Genomic DNA, 19879 nt, shown 5'->3' with positions numbered 1-19879 from the left:
CCCGCATGAACGCTCACCACCAGACCTTTGACGTCGCCGTGATCGGCGGCGGGCTTGTCGGCAAAACCGCGGCGCTGGCATTGACGCAGGGCGGTCTGCGCGTCGCACTGCTCGCGCAGCCGTGCGTGCCACCGCCCGCCGATGCCGCCTTCGATGCGCGCGTCTACGCGTTATCCGCGAGTTCGCAGGCGCTGCTCGAGCGTCTGCGGGTCTGGCAGGCGCTCGATCCATCCCGTCTGTCGCCGGTCTACGACATGCGCGTATTCGGCGATGCGCACGCCGAACTGCATTTCTCCGCGTTCCAGGCATCGGTGCCGCAGCTCGCATGGATCGCCGAATCGTCGCTGATCGAGCAGGCGCTCGATGCCGCGCTGCGCTTCCAGCCGAATCTGACATGGCTCGACGCCCGCGCCCAGGCGCTCGATGTGAAAGCGTCCGGCGCGACCATCGCGCTCGCAAACGGCCGCACGATCGAAACCGATCTGGTGGTTGGTGCCGACGGCGCCCATTCGTGGGTGCGTGCGCAGATCGGTTCGAAGGTTCTGCGGCGCGACTATCAGCAGACCGGTGTCGTCGCCAATTTCAAGGCGGAGCGCCCGCACGGCGAAACGGCGTATCAATGGTTCAGCGGCGGCGAGATTGTCGCGTTGCTGCCGTTGCCGGACGGTCACGTGTCGCTGGTCTGGTCGGCGCGCACCGAACATGCCGATGCGTTGCTCGAACACGATCCGGCGAAGCTCGCAGCGGAAGTCGAGCGCGTGACGCAAGGCACCTTGGGCGCGCTCGAATGCGTGACGCCGGCGAAGGGCTTTCCGCTCGCGCTGCAAACCGTCGACCGTTTGATCGCGCCGCGCGTCGCTCTCGTCGGCGACGCCGCGCATCTGATCCACCCGCTTGCGGGTCAGGGGATGAACCTCGGGCTGCGCGACGTCATGTCGCTGGCGGAAGTCGTTGCGCAGAAGGAAGCATTCCGCGATCTCGGTGACACGGTGCTGTTGCGCCGCTACGAGCGCTCGCGTCGCGAGGACATCCGCGCGCTGATGCTCGCCACAGATGGCCTGCAAAAGCTTTTCGCCGTGCCCGGTCCGCTTGCCCGCGTAGTGCGCAACGCAGGCATGGCGATGATCGGTGCGCAACCGCTCGTCAAGCGCTGGCTGGTGTCGGCGGCGCTCGGTTGAGCAAGAGGGAAGAAGAAGTGTGCGGTCGTCGCGGATGCCGCGAATGCAAGCCGCAGCGCATTCGGGCACACTCGAACGACTACGCAGTACGCCAGACCACAGTCGAAGCAGGCGCGCGCATCCGGCGCGCGTGAACGAATCAGGGAATCCAGCATGAAAAAGCCTATCCGAATCGTTGCGCTTGTCCTTGCCGTCGCCGCTGCGACGCTCGGTTGCACCGCGCAGGCCGATCAGACCACCGACAAGCTGAAGGCAGCACTGCAAACGCGCCTCGCCGACGCGACGATCAAGAGTATCGAGAAGTCGCCGATCGCCGGGCTGTACGAGGTGAATCTCGGCTCGCAGATCATCTATAGCGACGCTACCGGCGACTACCTGATCCTCGGCGATCTGATCGATGCGAAGAATCACAAGAATCTCACCGAAGCGCGCCTGTCGGAAACCAACCGCATCAACTTCGCGAGCCTGCCGTTCGCGAATGCGGTGAAGGTCGTGAAGGGCAACGGTAGTCGTCAGATCGCGGTGTTCTCCGATCCGAACTGCCCGTACTGCAAGCAACTCGAAAACACGCTGAAATCGGTGGATAACGTCACCGTCTATACGTTCCTGTACCCAGTGCTGTCGCCTGATTCCGAGGTGAAGTCGAAGTCGATCTGGTGTTCGACCGACCGCGCGAAGGCATGGGAATCGTGGATGCAGAACCGTACCGCGCCGACCGCCGCCGGTACCTGCGATACCGCTGCCATCGACAAGAACCTCAAGCTCGGTCATGAGATGAACGTGACCGGTACGCCGACGGTGTTCCTCGCAGACGGCCGGCGCCTGCCCGGTGCAGTTCCCGCCGACGAGCTGAACAAACAGATCTCGGCAGTGCGCTAAACATGCCGGTACGGCGGGCGGCGGCGCGTTGCCAACGGCGGCGCCTCCTTCCGTCGTACCGTTACTCGCGCTGACACGGAACACGGGCGTCGCCCGAACCCGCCCGTTATGCACCGCCCCCTGTCCTCCCTATCCCAGCGCTTACTCGCGCCCTGCAGATGAAGCCGATCCGCTACACCATCGTCCCCAGCCAGCCCGCCGCACACCTGTTCGAAGTCACCGTCACCGTCGCCGATCCCGATCCGGCCGGACAGCGTTTCATGCTGCCCGTGTGGATTCCCGGCAGCTACATGGTGCGCGAGTTCGCGCGCAACATCGTCACGCTGCGCGCGTTCAACGATGCGGGCCGCAAGGTCCGAGTCACGAAGACCGACAAGCACACGTGGCAGGTCGCGCCGGTCAAAGGTGCGCTGACGCTGCGTTACGAGGTCTACGCGTGGGATCTGTCGGTGCGCGCTGCCCATCTCGACGACACGACCGGTTTCTTCAACGGTACGAGCGTGTTTCTCGCGGTGCCGGGTCATGAAGACGCACCTTGCGTCGTCGAAATCCAGAAGCCGGCCGGCGCGCAGTATCGGCAATGGCGCGTCGCGACTGCACTGCCCGAAGCGCGTGGCACGAAGCGCTATGGTTTCGGCGAATATCGCGCGCAGAACTACGATGAGTTGATCGATCATCCGGTCACGCTCGGCGAGTTCGCGCTCAAGACCTTCAAGGCGCACGGCGTACCGCACGACATCGTGATTTCCGGGCGCGTCGTCGGGCTCGACATGGAGCGGCTCGCCGCCGACCTTAAGCGCATCTGCGAAGCACAGATCGCGCTGTTCGAACCGAAGTCGAAGAAAGCACCCGTCGATCGTTATGTGTTCATGACCCAGGCGGTCAGCGATGGCTACGGTGGGCTCGAGCATCGCGCGTCGACGGCGCTGATCTGCAATCGCGGCGATCTGCCGGTGACCGGCCGCGAGCCGATGACTGAAGGCTACCGGACCTACCTCGGCCTGTGCAGCCACGAGTACTTCCATACGTGGAACGTGAAGCGGATCAAGCCCGCTGCGTTCGCGCCGTACGATCTGACGCGCGAGAACTACACGTCGCTGCTGTGGCTGTTCGAAGGCTTCACGTCCTATTACGACGATCTGATTCTCGTGCGCAGCGGCGTCATCACGCAGGACGATTACTTTGGCCTCGTCGGCAAGGTGGTCGGCGGCGTGCAGCGCGGGAGCGGTCGCCTGAAGCAGACGGTCGCCGAAAGCTCGTTCGATGCGTGGGTCAAGTACTACCGGCAGGACGAAAACGCACCGAACGCGATCGTCAGCTATTACACGAAGGGTTCGCTCATCGCGCTGGCATTCGATCTGACGATTCGCGCGCAAACCCGCAACCGCAAATCGCTCGATGACGTGATGCGCCTGCTGTGGCAACGCTACGGCCGCGATTTCTACCGCGGCAAGCCGGTCGGCGTCGAGGAAGCGGATGTCGAAGCGCTGTTTGCCGAAGCGACCGGCGCAAACCTCGCGGAACTATTCACCGACGGCGTGCGCGGCACGGTCGACCTGCCGCTGGCGGCTCTGCTCGCGCCGTTCGGCGTGTCGCTGAAGCCCGAAACCGATGTGGGAGCGAAGCCTTCGCTCGGTGCACGCGTGCGTGGCGGCGCGGATTGCACGCTGGCGGCCGTTCACGACGGCAGCGCCGCGCAGAAAGCAGGGCTGTCGGCGGGCGACGTGCTGGTCGCGATCGACGGGTTGCGTGTCACTGGTGCCAACCTCGATGCGTTGCTCGCGCGCTATCTGCCGGGCGCGAAAGTGGAGGTCCATGCGTTCCGGCGCGACGAACTGCGGGTTGTTCAGCTGAAACTGGATGCCCCGGAGGTCGCGCGCTACGTGCTTTCCGCCGCCGATTCCCGTGCTGCCGGGACCCGTGCTCGTGACCGCTGGCTGAAGGCCTGAAAGCGCAAAGCCCCACCGTGGAACGCGCTGCGACGGAGTGCCCACTCGCTCGCAGGCGCTCCGCAGCTTTCGATTGCCTGTCGGGGTCGATACAATGCGAAGGTTGTATGTCCGCTCAGACAGTCGATTGTTCTACTGATGCAACAATCCGTCGCTGCCGCGCTACTTTTTCGCGGCCCCGCAAAAAAACACAATGGCTCCACTCGCGCAAAGCTGCGCGCCCCAACTGGAGTCAACCATGACCACGATCCTTCAAATCAATTCGGCGGCCCGCTCGCAAGGCGCGCAGTCGACCCTGCTCGCCGACGAACTGACGGCGAAGCTGCAACAGTCGAACCCGGGCGCGCAAGTCGTCGTCCGCCATCTGCACGCTGAACCGCTGCCCCACCTCGACGACGAGATCCTCGGCGCATTCTTCACGCCGGCCGAACAACGTAACGCCGAGCAGCAAGCCATCTCGGCACGCAGCGAAGCGCTGATCGCCGAACTGCAGGCCGCCGACATCGTCGTGATCGCCGCGCCGATGTACAACTTCGGCATCTCGTCGCAACTGAAGACCTACTTCGACTTCATCGCTCGCGCCGGCATCACGTTCCGCTACGGCGCATCGGGTCCGGAAGGTCTGGTGAAGGGCAAGAAGGTATTCATCGTCGCGGCACGTGGCGGCAAGTACGTCGGCACGCCGGGCGATACCCACACGCCGTACCTGAAGACGTTCCTCGGTTTCCTCGGCATGACCGACGTGAACTTCATCTATGCGGAAGGTTTGAACATGGGCCCGGACGCTGCTGCTGCCGCACTGGCCGGCGCACGTGAAGTGATCGCGACCGCTGCCTGATTCGCCGTATTCGCTGTAGATGTTGCGCGGCGCGGTGTGCGCCGCGATGTGCAGATGCAATGCACGGCAAAACGCCACGAAGATTTTCGTGGCGTTTTTGTTTTGGGGCCGGTGTTAGCGCTTGCCGTTTGCCGTGCGCTATTCGGCGCCTGGCAGAGGCGAGGGCGCGGGAGCACACCCTAAGCGAGCGTTCGTGCGATCTCGGGCAATCGCCAGTCGATCGGCTTGCGTCCTGCTTCGACGAGATAAGCGTTGGCGAGCGAGAAATGTCCGCAGCCGAGAAAGCCGCGATGCGCCGACAACGGCGACGGATGCGGTGCTTCGAGCACCTTGTGCGAGCGACCGCCGAGCAGCGCGCGTTTCGCCTGCGCATGCGCACCCCACAGCATGAACACAAGGCCGTCATGACGCTGCGCAAGCTCATGAATCAGCGTGTCGGTGCATTTTTCCCAGCCACGTTTCGCGTGGCTCGCGGCGTTGTTGCGCTCGACGGTCAGCACTGTGTTCAGCAGCAGCACGCCTTGCTGTGCCCAGGCATCGAGACAACCGTGAGCGGGTGCCTCATGTCCGAGGCTGGCGGCGATTTCCTTGAAGATGTTCTTGAGCGACGGCGGCGGTCGCACGCCGGGCGGCACCGAAAACGCGAGCCCGTGTGCTTGCGGCGTGTCGCGATCTTCGCCGTGATACGGGTCCTGGCCGAGGATCACCACCTTGACCTCGTCTGGACTCGTCAGACGCAACGCGCGAAACACATCCGCTGGATAGACGGTCTTGCCGGCAGCGCGTTCTCCATCGACGAAACGGCACAGCGCCGTATAAGCCTCACTGCCGATAAACGGATCGAGCAGCGCGCGCCACGCGGGTGGGAGCGCGTCGAACTGTGCTTCGAGCGGTTGAACACCGGCAGGAATGGCTACGGGAGCAGCAGCGGCAGGTTCGTCGGCAAAGAGCGAAGGCTGCGACGCTTGCGGAGTGCGGGAACGGGAAGAAGAGGTCATGAGGCGCAAGTGTCGCAGCAAACCTGCGGCAGCTCAAGGCGAAGGCGAGCAGAGATTGCTGCCTAGCGTTCCTGCAACCGGTATCCGCGTTGCGCCTTGCTGATGTCGTCGGGAGTAAGGCCGGGGATATGAGCGCGAAGCTCGGCAGCAAGCGTATGCAGCGCGCTTTCGTCGCCGTGCTTCAATTCGAGTTCGATCTCGCACAGCGGCGCCCGGCGTGTTTCGCCATTCACCTGGGCCACGACCTCGCCCTGATCGATCGCGGCTTCGATTGCCGCACCTGTATGGTCGACATGCCAGATCGTGCGCGTGAAGTCGGTGCGAAACAGCTCGACGAGTTCCGGTGCGGCCTCGCGCAGTGCCGCCGCGGAAGGTTCGTCGTCGCAGGCGCGCAGCAGCGCGTCGATCTCGAGCGCCGGGCCGGCTACCGGCATTTCCCATTCGTGCCGACTGTGCAATCCCGCCTGCGATGTGCCCGCTGTCTTGAACGTCTGAAGCCAGCCTTCCGGCGTATGGCGCAGGCGCAGCGCACTTTTCGCGCGTGCAAGCGCGAGCGCAGGCGTGTCGAAGTAGCGATTCGCGAGCGGCACCGCGTGTCCGGCTTGCGCCGTGCGTGCAACAAACCACTGCGTCGCCGCGTCCGTCTGGTCGGCAGGCAACGCCAGTTTGATTTCGCGTTCTATTCCCATGGTGCGTTATCGCTCGCCGTGTCCGTTCTATGCCGCGATCAGAAAAACATACGGGCGAGTTCAACGCCCGGTTCGTCGGCGCGCATGAACGCTTCGCCAACGAGGAACGTATGCACGTCCATCGCACGCAGTCGTTCGACATCGGCACGCGCCAGGATGCCCGATTCGGTGACAACGATACGGTCGTCCGGAACTGAATCGAGCATGCCGATCGTCGTTTCGAGTGTGGTTTCGAACGTACGCAGATTGCGATTGTTGATGCCGATCAGCGGTGTCTTCAGCGTCAGCGCCTCGGTCAGCTCGGCGCGATCGTGTACTTCTACGAGCACCGCAAGCCCCAGCGAATGGGCGAGCGCTTCGAGGTCCTGCATCTGCGGCGTGTCGAGCGCGGCGGCGATCAGCAGGATCGCGTCGGCGCCCATCGCGCGGGCTTCGACGATCTGGTACGGATCGATGATGAAGTCTTTGCGCAGCACCGGCAGATCGCAGGCGGCGCGCGCTTCTTCGAGGTAGGCGGTGCTGCCCTGGAAGAACTGCACGTCGGTCAGCACTGACAGGCAGGCGGCACCGTGCTTCGCGTACGAGCGCGCAATATCGGCCGGCACGAAGTGCTCGCGGATCACGCCTTTCGACGGACTGGCCTTCTTCACTTCGGAAATCACCGCGGGCACGCCGGCCGCGTGCTTTGCGCGCAGTGCGCCGACGAAGTCGCGGTGGTCGCGCGCCGACGCTTCGAGCCTCAGTTCTTCAAGCGGCGCGCTCTGTTGGGCGGCGCGAATTTCCTGGCGCTTGACGTCGATGATGCGGTTAAGAATATCGCTCATGAGAGTTCCGTACAGAAGTTACTGCTTGAATTGCTGGGTGAAGCGAATCAGGTCGTCGACCTTGGCACGCGCACGACCGCTTGCAATGGCCTCGCGCGCCAGCTCGATGCCGGCCTCGATCGATTCGACGACATTCGCCGCATAGAGCGCGGTGCCCGAGTTGAGGACCACGATTTCGCGCGCGACGCCCGGTTTGTTGTCGAGCGCTTCGAGCAGCTTCACTTTCGATTCCTGCGCGTCGGTCACTTTCAACGAGCGGTTCGACACCATCTGCATGCCGAAGTCCTCCGGATGAATCTCGTACTCGCGCACTTCGCCATCGCGCAGTTCGCCGACCTGAGTCGCTGCGCCAAGCGATACCTCGTCCATGCCGTCCATACCGTACACGACGAGCACGTGCTTCGCGCCGAGCCGTTGCATCACGCGGACCTGAATGCCGACGAGGTCGGGGTGGAACACGCCCATCAACTGGTTCGGTGCACCGGCCGGATTGGTCAGCGGGCCGAGAATGTTGAAGATGGTGCGCACGCCGAGTTCACGGCGCACCGGCGCGATGTTCTTCATCGCTGGATGATGGTTCGGCGCGAACATGAAGCCCATGCCCGTTTCGGTGATCGATGCCGCCACCTGGTCCGGTTGCAGATCGATGTTCACGCCGAGCGCTTCGAGTACGTCCGCGCTGCCCGACTTGCTCGACACGCCGCGGTTGCCGTGCTTCGCGACCTTCGCGCCCGCGGCGGCCGAGACGAACATCGTCGCCGTCGAAATATTGAACGTATGCGCACCGTCGCCGCCGGTGCCGACGATATCGACGAAGTTCGAGTTGTCCTGCACCTCGACGTGCCGGGCAAATTCACGCATCACCGTGGCGGCCGCGGTGATTTCGCCGATGGTCTCTTTTTTGACGCGCAGCCCGGTGATGATCGCCGCCGACATCACCGGCGACATGTCGCCGCGCATGATGAGGCGCATCAGATGCAGCATTTCGTCGTGGAAGATCTCGCGATGTTCGATCGTGCGCTGCAATGCTTCCTGCGGTGTAATCGTCATGGTGTCGCTCCCGATCGTCATGCGTGGTGCTGCTGGCTGGCCAGCTTCGACTGCTTGACGAAATTCTCGAGCAGCGCGTGACCGTGTTCGGACAGGATCGACTCCGGATGGAACTGCACGCCTTCGACGGCTAGTTCCTTATGACGTACGCCCATGATCTCGCCGTCTTCGGTCCATGCCGAGACTTCGAGGCAATCGGGCAGCGATTCGCGCTCGATTGCGAGCGAGTGATAGCGGGTGACGATGAAGTGCTTCGGCAGATCGGCGAATACACCGCGGCCGTCGGTTTCGATCTGACTCACCTTGCCGTGCATGATGGTCTGCGCACGCACGACGCGACCGCCGAACGCTTCGCCGATGGCCTGGTGGCCGAGGCACACGCCGAGAATCGGCAGTTTGCCGGCGAACTCGCGCAGCACGTCGAGCGTGATACCCGCATGTTGCGGATTGCTCGGTCCGGGCGACAGGCAGATGCGCGACGGCGCGAGCTTCGCGATGTCGTCGAGTGTGATTTCGTCGTTGCGATAGGTCCGTACGTCTTCGCCGAGTTCGCCGAAGTACTGGACCAGGTTATAGGTGAACGAATCGTAGTTGTCGATCATCAGCAGCATGGTCTGTCTCCGGTCAGAAGTCGCTATCGAGGCCGTCTTGCACTTGCTCGGCTGCGCGCAGCACCGCGCGCGCCTTGTTCTCGGTCTCCTGCCATTCGGACTCGGGCACCGAATCCGCGACGACGCCCGCCGCGGCCTGCACATACAGATTGCCATTGTGGATCACACCGGTGCGGATCGTGATGGCCAGATCCATTTCGCCGGTGAACGATAGGTAACCAACGGCGCCGCCGTACAGACCACGCTTAACCGGTTCGAGTTCGTCGATCAGTTCCATCGCGCGGACCTTCGGCGCACCCGACAGCGTGCCAGCCGGAAAGGTGGCACGCAGCACGTCGAAGTTCGTCATGCCGGGCTTCAGCTTGCCTTCCACCGAGCTGACGATGTGCTGCACGTGCGAATACTTTTCGATCACCATCTTGTCGGTCACCGCGACCGAGCCGATCTCCGCGATGCGACCGACGTCGTTGCGCGCGAGGTCGATCAGCATCACGTGTTCGGCGATTTCTTTCGGGTCGTTCAGTAGTTCGGTGGCGAGTTCGGCGTCGCGTTCCGGCGTGTTGCCGCGCGGCCGCGTACCGGCGAGCGGACGGATCGTCACGATGCGATCCTCGCTGCGCTTTTCCTGGCGCACGAGAATTTCCGGCGATGCACCAACCACATGGAAGTCGCCGAAGTTGTAGTAGTACATGTACGGCGATGGGTTCAGCGAACGCAGCGCGCGATACAGCGACAACGGATTGTCGCGATACGGCTTGGTGAGCCGCTGACCGACCTGGACCTGCATCAGCTCGCCGGCAGCGATGTATTCCTTCGCCTTGCGCACGGCGGCGAGGTAGTCGTCTTTGGCGAACTCGCGGTAGATGTCGGTGCGCACGCTTGCCGACGTGACCGGCGGCTGCACGGTGGTGCGCAGGCGCTGGCGCAGTTCGCGCAGGCGCTGCTTTGCGCGGGTATAGGCTTCGGGGGTAGACGGATCGGCGTAGATGACGAGGTAGAGCTTGCCCGCGAGATTGTCGATGACCGCGACTTCTTCGGTCAGGAGCAACTGGATGTCGGGCAGATTGAGGTCGTCGGGCGGGGCAGAGTGAGCGAGCTTCTTCTCGATGTAGCGGACTGCGTCGTAGCCAAAGTATCCGGCGAGGCCGCCCGCGAAACGCGGCAAACCCGGTCGTAGCGCAACCTTGAAGCGTTTCTGGAACTGCTCGATGAACTCGAGCGGATCGCCTTCATGTGTCTCGACGACCTTGCCGTCCCGCACTACTTCCGACACACCGTTGCGGGTACGCAGCAGCGTGCGCGCCGGCAAGCCGATGAACGAATAGCGACCGAACCGTTCGCCGCCCACTACCGATTCGAGCAGAAACGAATTCGCGCCGTTGCGCTCGGGTTGCGCGAGCTTCAGATACAGCGACAGGGGCGTTTCGAGATCGGCGAGCGCTTCGGCGATCATCGGGATGCGGTTGTAGCCCTCGTTCGCGAGGGACTGGAATTCGAGTTCGGTCATGTTCCGATCCTGTTCATGCGTTCGGCGGCTTAGATGCGCCGGACAATGCGGGGTGTTGCGCTGCTGCCTGGTCGTGCCGCCGGCGGTGTGTGGCCGGGGTTTGCAGGGACGACCTGCGCGAGCTTGACCGGGGGTTGACCGCTACGCGCGCATCGTCCGGTTAGCTGCCGTACATCGTGTTACATCGTGTACACGGCGGCAATCGAAACGGTACAGCGAAGCCAGCAGCGGAAAACCAAGGGAAAGCGCGCAAGCGCAGCGAAGTAAAAAACGGTGCCGAAGCGAAGCTTCAGCATACCTCAGCGAGGTATCAGCGCGACCAGCGACGCCAGGGCCATGCTCCCCGGTCGATGCTGCTCAGACTCCGTTTTTTATTCAGAAACATGAGGAAGGACTTTATTAAGCCGGTGGGTTGTGTGCCGCGATAGCCTTGGCGGCATCGAGCAGCGAGGCAACTATACCATCCGATTTTATCGTTTGTATAGCCTGGCCATGATTGTAGCCGTAGGGGACGGTGAGGGTCGCCGTGCCCGCGGCGCGGCCTGCCAGCGCGTCATTTTCCGAATCGCCGATCGCAACCGTGACTTGCGGCGCAACGCCGAGCGCGGCGCACGCATGCAAGACCGGCAGCGGATCGGGCTTCTTTTTTGGCACGATGTCGCCGCCCTGCACGAGATCGAAGTAGTCGCGCAATCCGTACTGCGTGAGCAGTTCGACGGCGAAGCGGTGCGGCTTGTTGGTCACGCAGGCGAGCTTGAGACCCGCGGCGCGCATCGCGATCAGACCGGCTTCGACGTCCGGATAAAGACGCGTATGGCGACCGTTGATCTTGGCGTATTCGCTCTGATAAATCGCGATTGCGTCGTCGAAGTGTGTTTGCGCGCGTTCTTCGCCGAGGCGCGACGCGAGCACCGTGCGAACCAGATGCTCCGAGCCTTTGCCGATATAGCCCACCACTTCGCTACGCAAGATCGGCGCTGCATCGAGCTGCGCGAGCATGCCGTTCAGGCCGGCGGTGAAGTCGTCGGCGGTATCGATCATCGTGCCGTCGAGGTCGACGATCGCGGCCTGCAGGCGCGGGCCGGTGAAAACCGGCGCGGCATACGGATGGGCTTCGGCGATCGTCATCAACGCGCGACCTTGGCGAGTTCGCTGCGCATGTGGTCGATAACGGCTTTGTAGTCCGGCTTGCCAAATATCGCCGAGCCGGCGACGAACGTGTCCGCACCCGCTGCCGCGATCTCCGCGATGTTGTCGATTTTCACGCCGCCGTCCACTTCGAGAAGAATCTCGCGACCGGTTTTCTCTTTATACGCATCGATGCGCGCGCGTGCTTCGCGCAGCTTGTTGAGCGCTTCGGGAATGAACGACTGCCCGCCGAACCCCGGATTTACCGACATGATCAGCACGAGGTCAACCTTGTCCATCACGTGATCGAGGTAATTGAGCGACGTGGCCGGGTTGAATACGAGCCCGGCCTTGCAGCCATGGTCGTGGATCAGCGACAGCGTGCGGTCGATATGATCGGAGCCTTCAGGATGGAAGCTGATCCTGTTCGCGCCGGCTTTCGCGAAATCCGGCACGATGCGGTCGACCGGCCGCACCATCAGATGCACATCGATCGGCACCTGAACGTGCGGGCGGAGCGCTTCGCAGACGAACGGTCCGATCGTCAGGTTCGGTACGTAATGGTTGTCCATGACGTCGAAATGGATCCAGTCGGCGCCGGCGGCGACGACGTTGCGGACTTCTTCGCCGAGGCGCGAGAAATCGGCGGACAGGATGCTGGGAGCGATGCGGAATTGCGTCATGGCGAGGGGAGACCGACGGAAAACCGCTATTTTACCGGTTCGCGGGCAACCCGGCCTTGTGCGGGGCGGGACAGTCTGGTTGCGGGCATGCGCAGCATCAAGCAGAATGCCAACCCATGAACGAGGTTCCCGCCGACGCGTCGCAAAGCATTGGCGTACGGGCTTCGCGAGGACTTTAACCACACACCATTATCAAACCGGAAATCAGACCGGAAGCGGGCGGAATCAGGATGAGCCAGTACGAATTCAACGTGTCGTCGCAGGTGCAGTATCTGCCCGAAGAGTCGGACCCGGAGCATCGCCAGTATGCGTTTGCCTATACGCTGACTATCCGCAACAGCGGACAGGTGCCCGCGCAACTGATCGCGCGCCATTGGGTGATCACGGACAGCGAAGAGCGTGTGCAGGAAGTGAAAGGGCTGGGAGTGGTTGGCCATCAGCCGCTGCTCAAACCGGGCGAGCAATTCGAATATACGAGCTGGGCGGTGATCTCGACGCCCGTGGGGACGATGCGCGGCGAGTACTTCTGCGTGGCCGAAGATGGCGAGCGCTTCGATGCGCCCGTGCCCGAGTTCATTCTGCGCATGCCGCGAACGCTGCATTGAACGCCGCGGCGCGTTCGTGGTCTGCTAACAGGCTTGCAGCACCTACTGACGCGGCTTGTTGCGCGACGTCTTCTTCTTCCCGGACGCGGTCCAGACCACGATGAAAATGAGTAGCGAGAGCGCCAGAAGCGATTCCAGCGCGAATATGAGCATCGGGTATTCGTCGAGTAGTTCAGACATGGCGGTTTCCATCAAGAGCGAACATTGTATGCGTTTTGTCCGGCGTGCCGTAGCGTGGGCCGGGGCTGTTTCGATGGCAGTCCTGCTTGCTGCGTGCGGTAGTGCGCCGGTTCGACATCCAGTATCGCCGCCCACCGGTGCCGCGATCATTCCGGGGCAGATTGCTCCGGCGCGTCTTACTCCGGTTACGTGGCAGCAGGTGCCAGGTTGGGCCGACGATTCGCTGATCGGTGCGACCGCGGCGCTACGGCAGAACTGCGTGCGGCTTGCCCGCATGGAAAACTGGCAGCGTGCCTGCGCGGCGGCGGCGCAGATCGACGATCTCGATGTGTCTGGCGCGCGGACGTTTTTTGAAGCCTATTTCGCGCCATTTCAGCTCGCTAATAACGATGGCACGCTCGACGGTCTCGTGACCGGTTACTACGAGCCGTTGTTGCGTGGTTCGCGTACACGTCACGGTATTTATCAGACTGCGCTATACCGCTGGCCTGCTGGCTATCGTACGGGTACTGAATTGCCGACTCGCTCGCAACTCGAACGCTCGGGTGTGCTGAACGGCAATGAACTCGTGTGGGTCGACGATCCGATCGAGGCGTTCTTCCTGCAGGTGCAGGGATCGGGTCGCGTCGTGATGGAAGACGGTAGCGTGATGCGTGTGGGCTTCGGCGGAACGAACAATCAGCCGTACCGGTCGATCGGCCGCTGGTTGCTCGATCGCGGCGAAGTCACGCCTGCCCAGGCGACGATGCAGGGCATCAAGGCGTGGGCGCGCGCGAATCCGGGGCGAGTCGATGCGTTGCTCGATACGAATCCGCGCTTCGTGTTCTTTCGCGAGATGCCGAACGCGGAGCCGGCACCGGGCGGCGGCGCGGATGGTCCGATCGGCGCGCTTGGCGTGCCGCTCACACCGGAACGTTCGATCGCCGTTGATCCATCCTCGATCCCGCTCGGCACGCCGGTCTTCCTGCAGACCACACGTCCGCTCACCAACCAGCCGATGAACCGTCTCGTGTTCGCGCAGGACACCGGCAGCGCGATCAAGGGCGGCGTACGTGCCGATTACTTCTGGGGGCTTGGCGACGATGCCGGCGACCTGGCCGGCAAGATGAAGCAGGCTGGCCGGATGTGGTTGTTGCTGCCGAGGTCGTAAAGCGCAGCTTCGTGGTCCATTGCCAGGCAATGCCGCGAAGCTGTGTTTCCTTCTGCGTTTCTTTCTGTGCCTCTCTCGCTCAGGCGCTCGCTTGGCGCTTGTCGATCACCCGCCGCGCCTTACCCACCGACCGCTCGATACCATTCACCGCCAGCACGTTGACCACCGCGCTCACGCCGATCAACGACTTGATGTCGTAGGTCAGCGCCTGTTTCGCTGCATGGAGCGCAGACGTGTCGGGCGCCGATTCGGGGCAGGGCTCGACGTTCAGCGTCAGCACGTCGAGCGGGCCTTCCTTTGTCAGAACGATCTGGTAATGCGGCGCGAGTGCGTGCTGCTTGAGCAGCAGTTCTTCGATCTGCGTCGGAAAAACGTTCACGCCGCGCACGATCATCATGTCGTCCGAGCGACCGGTGATCTTTTCCATCCGTCGCATGGTGCGCGCCGTGCCGGGCAACAGACGCGTGAGATCGCGGGTGCGGTAACGGACGATAGGCAGTGCTTCTTTGGTTAGCGACGTGAATACGAGCTCGCCGAGTTCGCCGTCGGGCAGCACCTCGCCGGTGACTGGATCGATCACTTCGGGATAGAAATGGTCTTCCCAGATGGTCGGACCGTCTTTGGTCTCCACGCATTCCGACGCGACGCCCGGGCCGATCACTTCCGACAGACCGTAGATGTCGACCGCGTCGATACCCATGCGTTGCTCGATCGCGCGGCGCATGTCGTTAGTCCACGGTTCCGCACCGAAGATGCCGATGCGCAGCGAGCACGTCGCGGGGTCAACGCCTTGCCGCTCAAGTTCGTCGGCGATCGAGAGCATGTAGCTCGGCGTCACCATGATGATGTCCGGCCGGAAGTCCTGGATCAGCTGGACCTGCTTTTCGGTCTGGCCGCCGCCGAACGGAATGACGGTGAGACCTGCACGCTCGGCGCCGTAGTGCGCGCCGAGCCCGCCGGTGAAGAGGCCATAGCCGTAGCTGATGTGCACCTTGTCGCCGGCGCGTGCGCCGGCCGCGCGGATCGATCGCGCGACGAGGTTCGCCCATGTGTCGATATCGCGGCTCGTGTAGCCGACCACAGTCGGCTTGCCGGTCGTGCCCGATGAAGCGTGGATGCGCGAAACCTGCTGCTGAGGCACCGCGAACATACCGAACGGGTAGTTGTCGCGCAGGTCCTGCTTCGTCGTGAATGGGAAGCGCGACAGGTCGGCGAGCGTGCGCAGCTCAGCCGGATGAACTCCGGCGTCATCGAACTTACGGCGGTACACAGGCGAATTCTCGTACGCGTGCGTGAGCGACCATTTCAGTCGTTCGAGCTGCAATGCGGCGAGTTCGTCGCGGCTCGCTGTTTCGATCGGGTCGAGCGGGAGCGAGGTGGTCATCGAAGGTCTCCTTGTCTTCTTCATTCAGAATGAGTGCGCGCGTGGGCGAACGACACGGGTACGGGCTAGCCGCCCGCCGACGGAATCACGTTGCCGCGGATCTGTGCCGATTTGCCGCGGAACATCGCGACGGCCTCGCCGGTTTGATTGGTCACACGAATATCGTAGATGCCGGTGCGTCCGCTCAGCGTCTGCTCGACGGCTTCGGCGGTCAGCACATCGCCGCCGGGCACGGGGCGCAGAAACTCGATCGAGCATCCGGATGCCACGGTGTTCACGTTGTACGAGTTGCACGCGAAAGCGAAGGTCGAATCGGCGAGCGTGAAGATCAGACCACCGTGACAGATTTCGTGGCCGTTCAGGAAGTCGTCGCGCACCGTCATCCGCATGCGCGCGTAGCCGGGGCGCACCTCGAGTAGCTCGAACCCGAGTGCTTTGCTGCAGCGGTCGGCGGCGTACATGCTTTGCGCCGTGGCGCGGGCCAGTTCGTCGGGCGTCATGGCAGATGGTTCCGTTTGAGGTTGCGTCGACATGTCAGCGTCCTTCGAAGCGCGGCGCGCGTTTTTCGATGAACGCCTGTACACCTTCGGCGTAATCGTGCGAGTTACCGAGTTCGCGTTGCAGATCGCGCTCGAGGTCGAGTTGCTGGCTGAGCGTGTGCATCTGGCCTGCGCGCATCGCGTGCTTGATTGCCGCTATCGCACGCGTGGGTTGCTGTGCAAGCTGTGTCGCCAGTTGGGTTGCGGTTGCGGAAAGTTCGGCGTCGTCGACGACGCGCCACACCAACCCCCAGCTTTCGGCTTTCTCCGCGCCGAGCTTTTCGCCGGTGAGAGCGAGCCCCAGCGCGCGCGCCATCCCGATGCGTTGCGGCAGGAACCACGTGCCGCCCGAGTCGGGCACTAGGCCGATCTTCACGAACGCCTGGATGAAACTTGCCGAACGGGCCGCGATAACGAGGTCGCAGGCAAGCGCGAGATTGGCGCCCGCGCCGGCGGCGGTGCCGTTGACGGCAGCGATCACGGGTAGCGGGAGCGCTTGCAGCCGGCGGATCAGCGGGTTGAAGTGCGTATCGATTAACTCGCCGAGATCGGTCATCGCACCGGGCGTGAAGTCCAGATCCGCGAGATCCTGGCCGGCACAGAAACCACGGCCCGCACCGGTGAGTACCAATGCGCGGACGCCGGCGGCTTCGATCTGACCGAGCGCCGCGGAGAGTTCGTCGTGCATCGTGCGCGTAAAGCTGTTGAGCTTGTCCGGACGGTTGAGCGTGATGGTGGCGACGTGGCTCGCCGCGTCGATTTCGACTTTGATCGTTTCATCTGACATGGGGTGTCTCCTCCTGTGTCGGTGCGGCGCTAGATGCGCTCGATCGCGAGCGCAATGCCCTGACCGACGCCGATGCACATTGTGCACAACGCGAAGCGACCGCCGCTGCGCTCCAGTTGATACAACGCCGTTGTAATGAGCCGTGCGCCCGATGCGCCGAGCGGATGTCCGAGCGCGATGGCGCCGCCGTTCGGGTTGACGCGTGGATCGTCGTCGCGCAGCCCGAGCGTGCGCAAGACAGCAAGCCCTTGCGAGGCAAACGCTTCGTTCAGTTCGATCACGTCGAACTGCTCGAGCGACATACCGAGTTGCTTCAGCAACTTCTGCGTGGCGGGTGCGGGCCCGATTCCCATGATGCGCGGCTCGACACCCGCGGTCGCCATGCCGATCACGCGCGCGCGGCGCCGCAAACCGTATTGATCCGCGGCTTCCTGATTCGCAAGCAGCAACGCGCACGCGCCGTCGTTCACGCCTGATGCGTTGCCCGCGGTCACCGTGCCATCGGCGCGCACGACACCTTTGAGTTTGCCGAGTGCTTCAAGCGAGGTCTCGCGCGGGTGCTCGTCAAGTGTCACGCGCAATGCATCGCCCTTTTTCTGGGCGATTTCGACCGCGACGATTTCTTCGGCCAGCGTGCCATCGTGTTGCGCACGTGTCGCTTTCTGCTGACTACGCAACGCGAACGCATCCTGATCGGCGCGCGCGATGCTGAATTCGACCGCGACGTTTTCCGCCGTTTCCGGCATCGAGTCCACGCCGTAATCGCGCTTCATCAACGCATTGATAAAGCGCCAGCCGATCGTCGTATCGTGAATGTCGGTCTGACGCGAAAATGCGCTCGCCGCTTTGCCCATGACGAACGGCGCTCGTGTCATGCTTTCTACGCCGCCCGCGATCATCAAACGGGCTTCGCCTGCCTTGATCGCGCGGGCCGCGGTGCCGACTGCGTCCATGCCGGAACCGCACAGCCGGTTGATCGTCGCGCCGGGTGCATCGACCGGCAGGCCGGCGAGCAGTGCCGCCATCCGCGCGACATTGCGGTTGTCCTCGCCGGCTTGATTCGCGCAGCCATAGATCACGTCGTCGAGTGCGCGCCAGTCGACGCCAGGGTTGCGTTCGATCAACGCCTTGATCGGCACTGCGCCGAGATCGTCGGCGCGAACGTCCTTCAGGGCGCCGCCGTAGCGGCCGAAGGGAGTGCGAATCGCATCGCAGATGAAAGCATCGGTCATGTCGGGTTCCTGCTGGGCGCGACCGGTATGGACCGGTCACCTAGGCTTGGGCTCATTTTGTTCGGAGGTCGGTGCGAAGTCGATTCGACCAGACGGCATAGGCCGTCCGGCCGACTTACGCAGTCACCGATCTCGGTTCAACATGCACACGACTCTGCACGACACGGAAGCGGCTCGCGACGAACGCAGCGTCGGCGAGCGCCGCATTGGCTGCCGGGTTGGCGCCGGTGCCGTGAAAGTCTGAGAACGCAGCCGACTGGTTGACGAATACGCCACCCGTCAGATTGATCGACAGTGCGACACCGCCTTGGATCGAGGCTTCGTGGGCAGCTTCGATGACGGCATCGTCGGTGCTGTAGACCGACAGCGTCAGTGCGCCATGCTCTGCAGCGATCGAGCCGGCGAGTTCCAGCGATTGCGCCGTGGAGTCGGTCGCGATGACGAACGAGATCGGGCCGAACCATTCGCGCGTGAACTGGTGGGCGTCGGTAGCGGCGTCCAGTTTCAGCACGAGCGGCGTGCGCACGCGTGCACCGGCAAAAGCAGGATGGTCGATTGCCTGGCTGTCGACCAGGACGTGGCCGAGATGGCGTGCTTCATCGATGCGTTGCACGACGCCTTCGTTCTGGATCGCGCCCAGCAGTTCGACTGCGCGCGCGGGATCGCCAACGAGTTTCTGGACGGCACCCGCCAGCGCTTCGGCGACTGCGTCGAAAGTCAGCGAGCCTTCAGCGGTACGGATGCCGTCGCGGGGTACGTAGATATTTTGCGGAGCGGTGCACATCTGGCCGGAGTACAGCGTAAGCGAGAACGCGATGTTGCGGGCGACGGCCTTGATGTCGTCGACGGAGTCGATGACGATCTGGTTGACGCCGGCTTTCTCGGTGAAGACCTGTGCCTGATGCGCGTGACGTTCGAGCCAGGTGCCGTTCTGCGTGCTTCCGGTGAAATCGATCAGCTTGATTTCCGGGCGTTGCGCAAGGTCCTGGACGAGCGGGCCATCGTTCGGATCGGTTGCAAGAAGCGTGACGACGTTCGGATCGAAACCGGCTTCACGCAGCACGTCGCGGGCAATTCGCACCGTGATCGCGAGCGGCAGGATGGCGCCAGGGTGCGGCTTGACGATAGCAGTGTTGCCGGTGGCGAGATCCGCGAACAGACCGGGGTAGCCGTTCCAGGTGGGGAAGGTGCAGCAACCGAGTACGAGACCGGTGCCGCGCGGCACGATCGTGTAACGCTTCTGCATCGCGAGCGGCGGATTCTTGCCTTGTGGCTTTTCCCAGTGCGCGTCGGCGGGGATGCGGCGCAACTGGTCCCACGCATAGACGACGGCTTCGAGCGCGCGATCCTGCGCATGCGGGCCGCCGGCCTGGAAGGCCATCATGAAAGCCTGGCCGGTGGTGTGCATGACGCTATAGCCGATCTCGAAGCTGGCCCGGTTCACGCGCGCGAGAATTTCGAGGCTTACGCCGATCCATGCCTGCGGGCCGGCGGCGCGCCAGTCGCGTTGGGCTTTTGTAGCGGCGGTGATGAGAGCGTCGGGGTCGGCCTTCGGATAGCGGATGCCGAGCGGGAAGCCGAACGGCGACGTTTCGGCGCCAACGGTTTCTCCGGTACTGGGTTGGTCGAGTTCGAAGGTCGTATGAAGGTGGGCTTTGAACGCAGCCT

The 19879-nt window shown here is 63.3% G+C and carries 19 protein-coding genes (1 of these 19 running past the window's edge); 6 read left to right on the top strand and 13 right to left on the bottom strand.

The window, feature by feature from the left end; translation table 11 throughout:
• Positions 1-5 precede the first annotated feature (5 nt).
• The 4 genes from FNZ07_RS31085 (at position 6) to FNZ07_RS31070 (ending at position 4844) form a co-directional block, all read left to right on the top strand.
• On the top strand, positions 6-1178 hold the full coding sequence (locus FNZ07_RS31085) for a UbiH/UbiF family hydroxylase (RefSeq protein WP_091019868.1): 1173 nt from the start codon (positions 6-8) through the stop codon (positions 1176-1178).
• Positions 1179-1331: 153 nt separating this feature from the next.
• The gene (locus tag FNZ07_RS31080; protein ID WP_091019870.1) at positions 1332-2057 is read left to right on the top strand and encodes a DsbC family protein; all 726 of its coding nucleotides are present in this window, start codon (positions 1332-1334) and stop codon (positions 2055-2057) included.
• Between the two features lie 158 nt (positions 2058-2215).
• Positions 2216-4006, top strand: a complete 1791-nt coding sequence (locus tag FNZ07_RS31075; protein ID WP_091019872.1) for a M61 family metallopeptidase — start codon at positions 2216-2218, stop codon at positions 4004-4006.
• A gap of 238 nt (positions 4007-4244) precedes the next feature.
• The gene (locus FNZ07_RS31070) at positions 4245-4844 is read left to right on the top strand and encodes an FMN-dependent NADH-azoreductase (RefSeq protein WP_091019874.1); all 600 of its coding nucleotides are present in this window, start codon (positions 4245-4247) and stop codon (positions 4842-4844) included.
• A gap of 179 nt (positions 4845-5023) precedes the next feature.
• Here the strand turns inward: FNZ07_RS31070 and FNZ07_RS31065 are convergent, their stop codons facing one another.
• From FNZ07_RS31065 to rpe, 8 genes are all read right to left on the bottom strand, one after another.
• A complete protein-coding gene (locus FNZ07_RS31065) occupies positions 5024-5842 on the bottom strand; it encodes a uracil-DNA glycosylase (protein WP_091019876.1) in 819 nt (272 codons plus the stop codon).
• A gap of 62 nt (positions 5843-5904) precedes the next feature.
• The gene (locus FNZ07_RS31060; RefSeq protein WP_091019878.1) at positions 5905-6531 is read right to left on the bottom strand and encodes a CYTH domain-containing protein; all 627 of its coding nucleotides are present in this window, start codon (positions 6529-6531) and stop codon (positions 5905-5907) included.
• A gap of 38 nt (positions 6532-6569) precedes the next feature.
• Positions 6570-7355 (bottom strand): indole-3-glycerol phosphate synthase TrpC, encoded by a 786-nt coding sequence (gene trpC / locus FNZ07_RS31055; RefSeq protein WP_091019881.1) that lies wholly within the window; start codon positions 7353-7355, stop codon positions 6570-6572.
• Positions 7356-7373: 18 nt separating this feature from the next.
• A complete protein-coding gene (gene trpD / locus FNZ07_RS31050) occupies positions 7374-8405 on the bottom strand; it encodes an anthranilate phosphoribosyltransferase (protein ID WP_091019943.1) in 1032 nt (343 codons plus the stop codon).
• Positions 8406-8422: 17 nt separating this feature from the next.
• Positions 8423-9016 (bottom strand): aminodeoxychorismate/anthranilate synthase component II, encoded by a 594-nt coding sequence (locus tag FNZ07_RS31045; RefSeq protein WP_091019883.1) that lies wholly within the window; start codon positions 9014-9016, stop codon positions 8423-8425.
• A gap of 13 nt (positions 9017-9029) precedes the next feature.
• Positions 9030-10523, bottom strand: coding sequence for an anthranilate synthase component I (trpE, locus tag FNZ07_RS31040; RefSeq protein ID WP_091019885.1), 1494 nt, complete (start codon positions 10521-10523; stop codon positions 9030-9032).
• 399 nt (positions 10524-10922) lie between these two features.
• The gene (locus tag FNZ07_RS31035; RefSeq protein ID WP_091019887.1) at positions 10923-11651 is read right to left on the bottom strand and encodes a phosphoglycolate phosphatase; all 729 of its coding nucleotides are present in this window, start codon (positions 11649-11651) and stop codon (positions 10923-10925) included.
• Positions 11651-12334 (bottom strand): ribulose-phosphate 3-epimerase, encoded by a 684-nt coding sequence (gene rpe, locus FNZ07_RS31030; RefSeq protein WP_091019890.1) that lies wholly within the window; start codon positions 12332-12334, stop codon positions 11651-11653. Before rpe ends, FNZ07_RS31035 begins: the two co-directional genes overlap by 1 nt.
• A gap of 230 nt (positions 12335-12564) precedes the next feature.
• On the opposite strand from rpe, the gene apaG reads away from it, so the two are divergent.
• Both apaG and mltA read left to right on the top strand, forming a co-directional pair.
• Positions 12565-12939 (top strand): Co2+/Mg2+ efflux protein ApaG, encoded by a 375-nt coding sequence (gene apaG, locus FNZ07_RS31025; protein WP_091019892.1) that lies wholly within the window; start codon positions 12565-12567, stop codon positions 12937-12939.
• A 100-nt stretch (positions 12940-13039) separates the two neighbouring features.
• The gene (mltA, locus tag FNZ07_RS31020) at positions 13040-14269 is read left to right on the top strand and encodes a murein transglycosylase A (protein WP_091019945.1); all 1230 of its coding nucleotides are present in this window, start codon (positions 13040-13042) and stop codon (positions 14267-14269) included.
• Between the two features lie 79 nt (positions 14270-14348).
• Here mltA and paaK read toward each other — a convergent pair whose 3' ends face one another.
• The 5 genes from paaK to paaN all read right to left on the bottom strand — a co-directional run.
• The gene (paaK, locus tag FNZ07_RS31015) at positions 14349-15653 is read right to left on the bottom strand and encodes a phenylacetate--CoA ligase PaaK (RefSeq protein WP_091019894.1); all 1305 of its coding nucleotides are present in this window, start codon (positions 15651-15653) and stop codon (positions 14349-14351) included.
• 65 nt (positions 15654-15718) lie between these two features.
• Positions 15719-16186 carry a hydroxyphenylacetyl-CoA thioesterase PaaI gene (gene paaI / locus FNZ07_RS31010; protein WP_091019896.1) on the bottom strand — a complete coding sequence of 156 codons (468 nt, stop codon included), beginning with the start codon at positions 16184-16186 and terminating at the stop codon, positions 15719-15721.
• Position 16187: 1 nt separating this feature from the next.
• The gene (gene paaG / locus FNZ07_RS31005; protein ID WP_091019898.1) at positions 16188-16979 is read right to left on the bottom strand and encodes a 2-(1,2-epoxy-1,2-dihydrophenyl)acetyl-CoA isomerase PaaG; all 792 of its coding nucleotides are present in this window, start codon (positions 16977-16979) and stop codon (positions 16188-16190) included.
• A gap of 29 nt (positions 16980-17008) precedes the next feature.
• Positions 17009-18211: a 3-oxoadipyl-CoA thiolase gene (gene pcaF / locus FNZ07_RS31000; protein ID WP_091019901.1), complete on the bottom strand. Its 1203-nt coding sequence runs from the start codon at positions 18209-18211 to the stop codon at positions 17009-17011.
• Positions 18212-18326: 115 nt separating this feature from the next.
• Positions 18327-19879: the 3' portion of a phenylacetic acid degradation protein PaaN gene (gene paaN, locus FNZ07_RS30995; RefSeq protein ID WP_091019903.1), read on the bottom strand. Its footprint extends 139 nt past the window's final position; 1553 of the gene's 1692 nt are visible here — the last part of the coding sequence; its start codon lies beyond the right edge, outside the window; the stop codon is at positions 18327-18329.

The sequence above is a fragment of the Paraburkholderia megapolitana genome (genome assembly GCF_007556815.1).
In the GTDB taxonomy this organism is placed as follows: Bacteria; Pseudomonadota; Gammaproteobacteria; order Burkholderiales; family Burkholderiaceae; genus Paraburkholderia; species Paraburkholderia megapolitana.
Note: the sequence above shows the minus strand (reverse complement) of the source record. Positions and strands in the feature narration are given on the sequence as shown.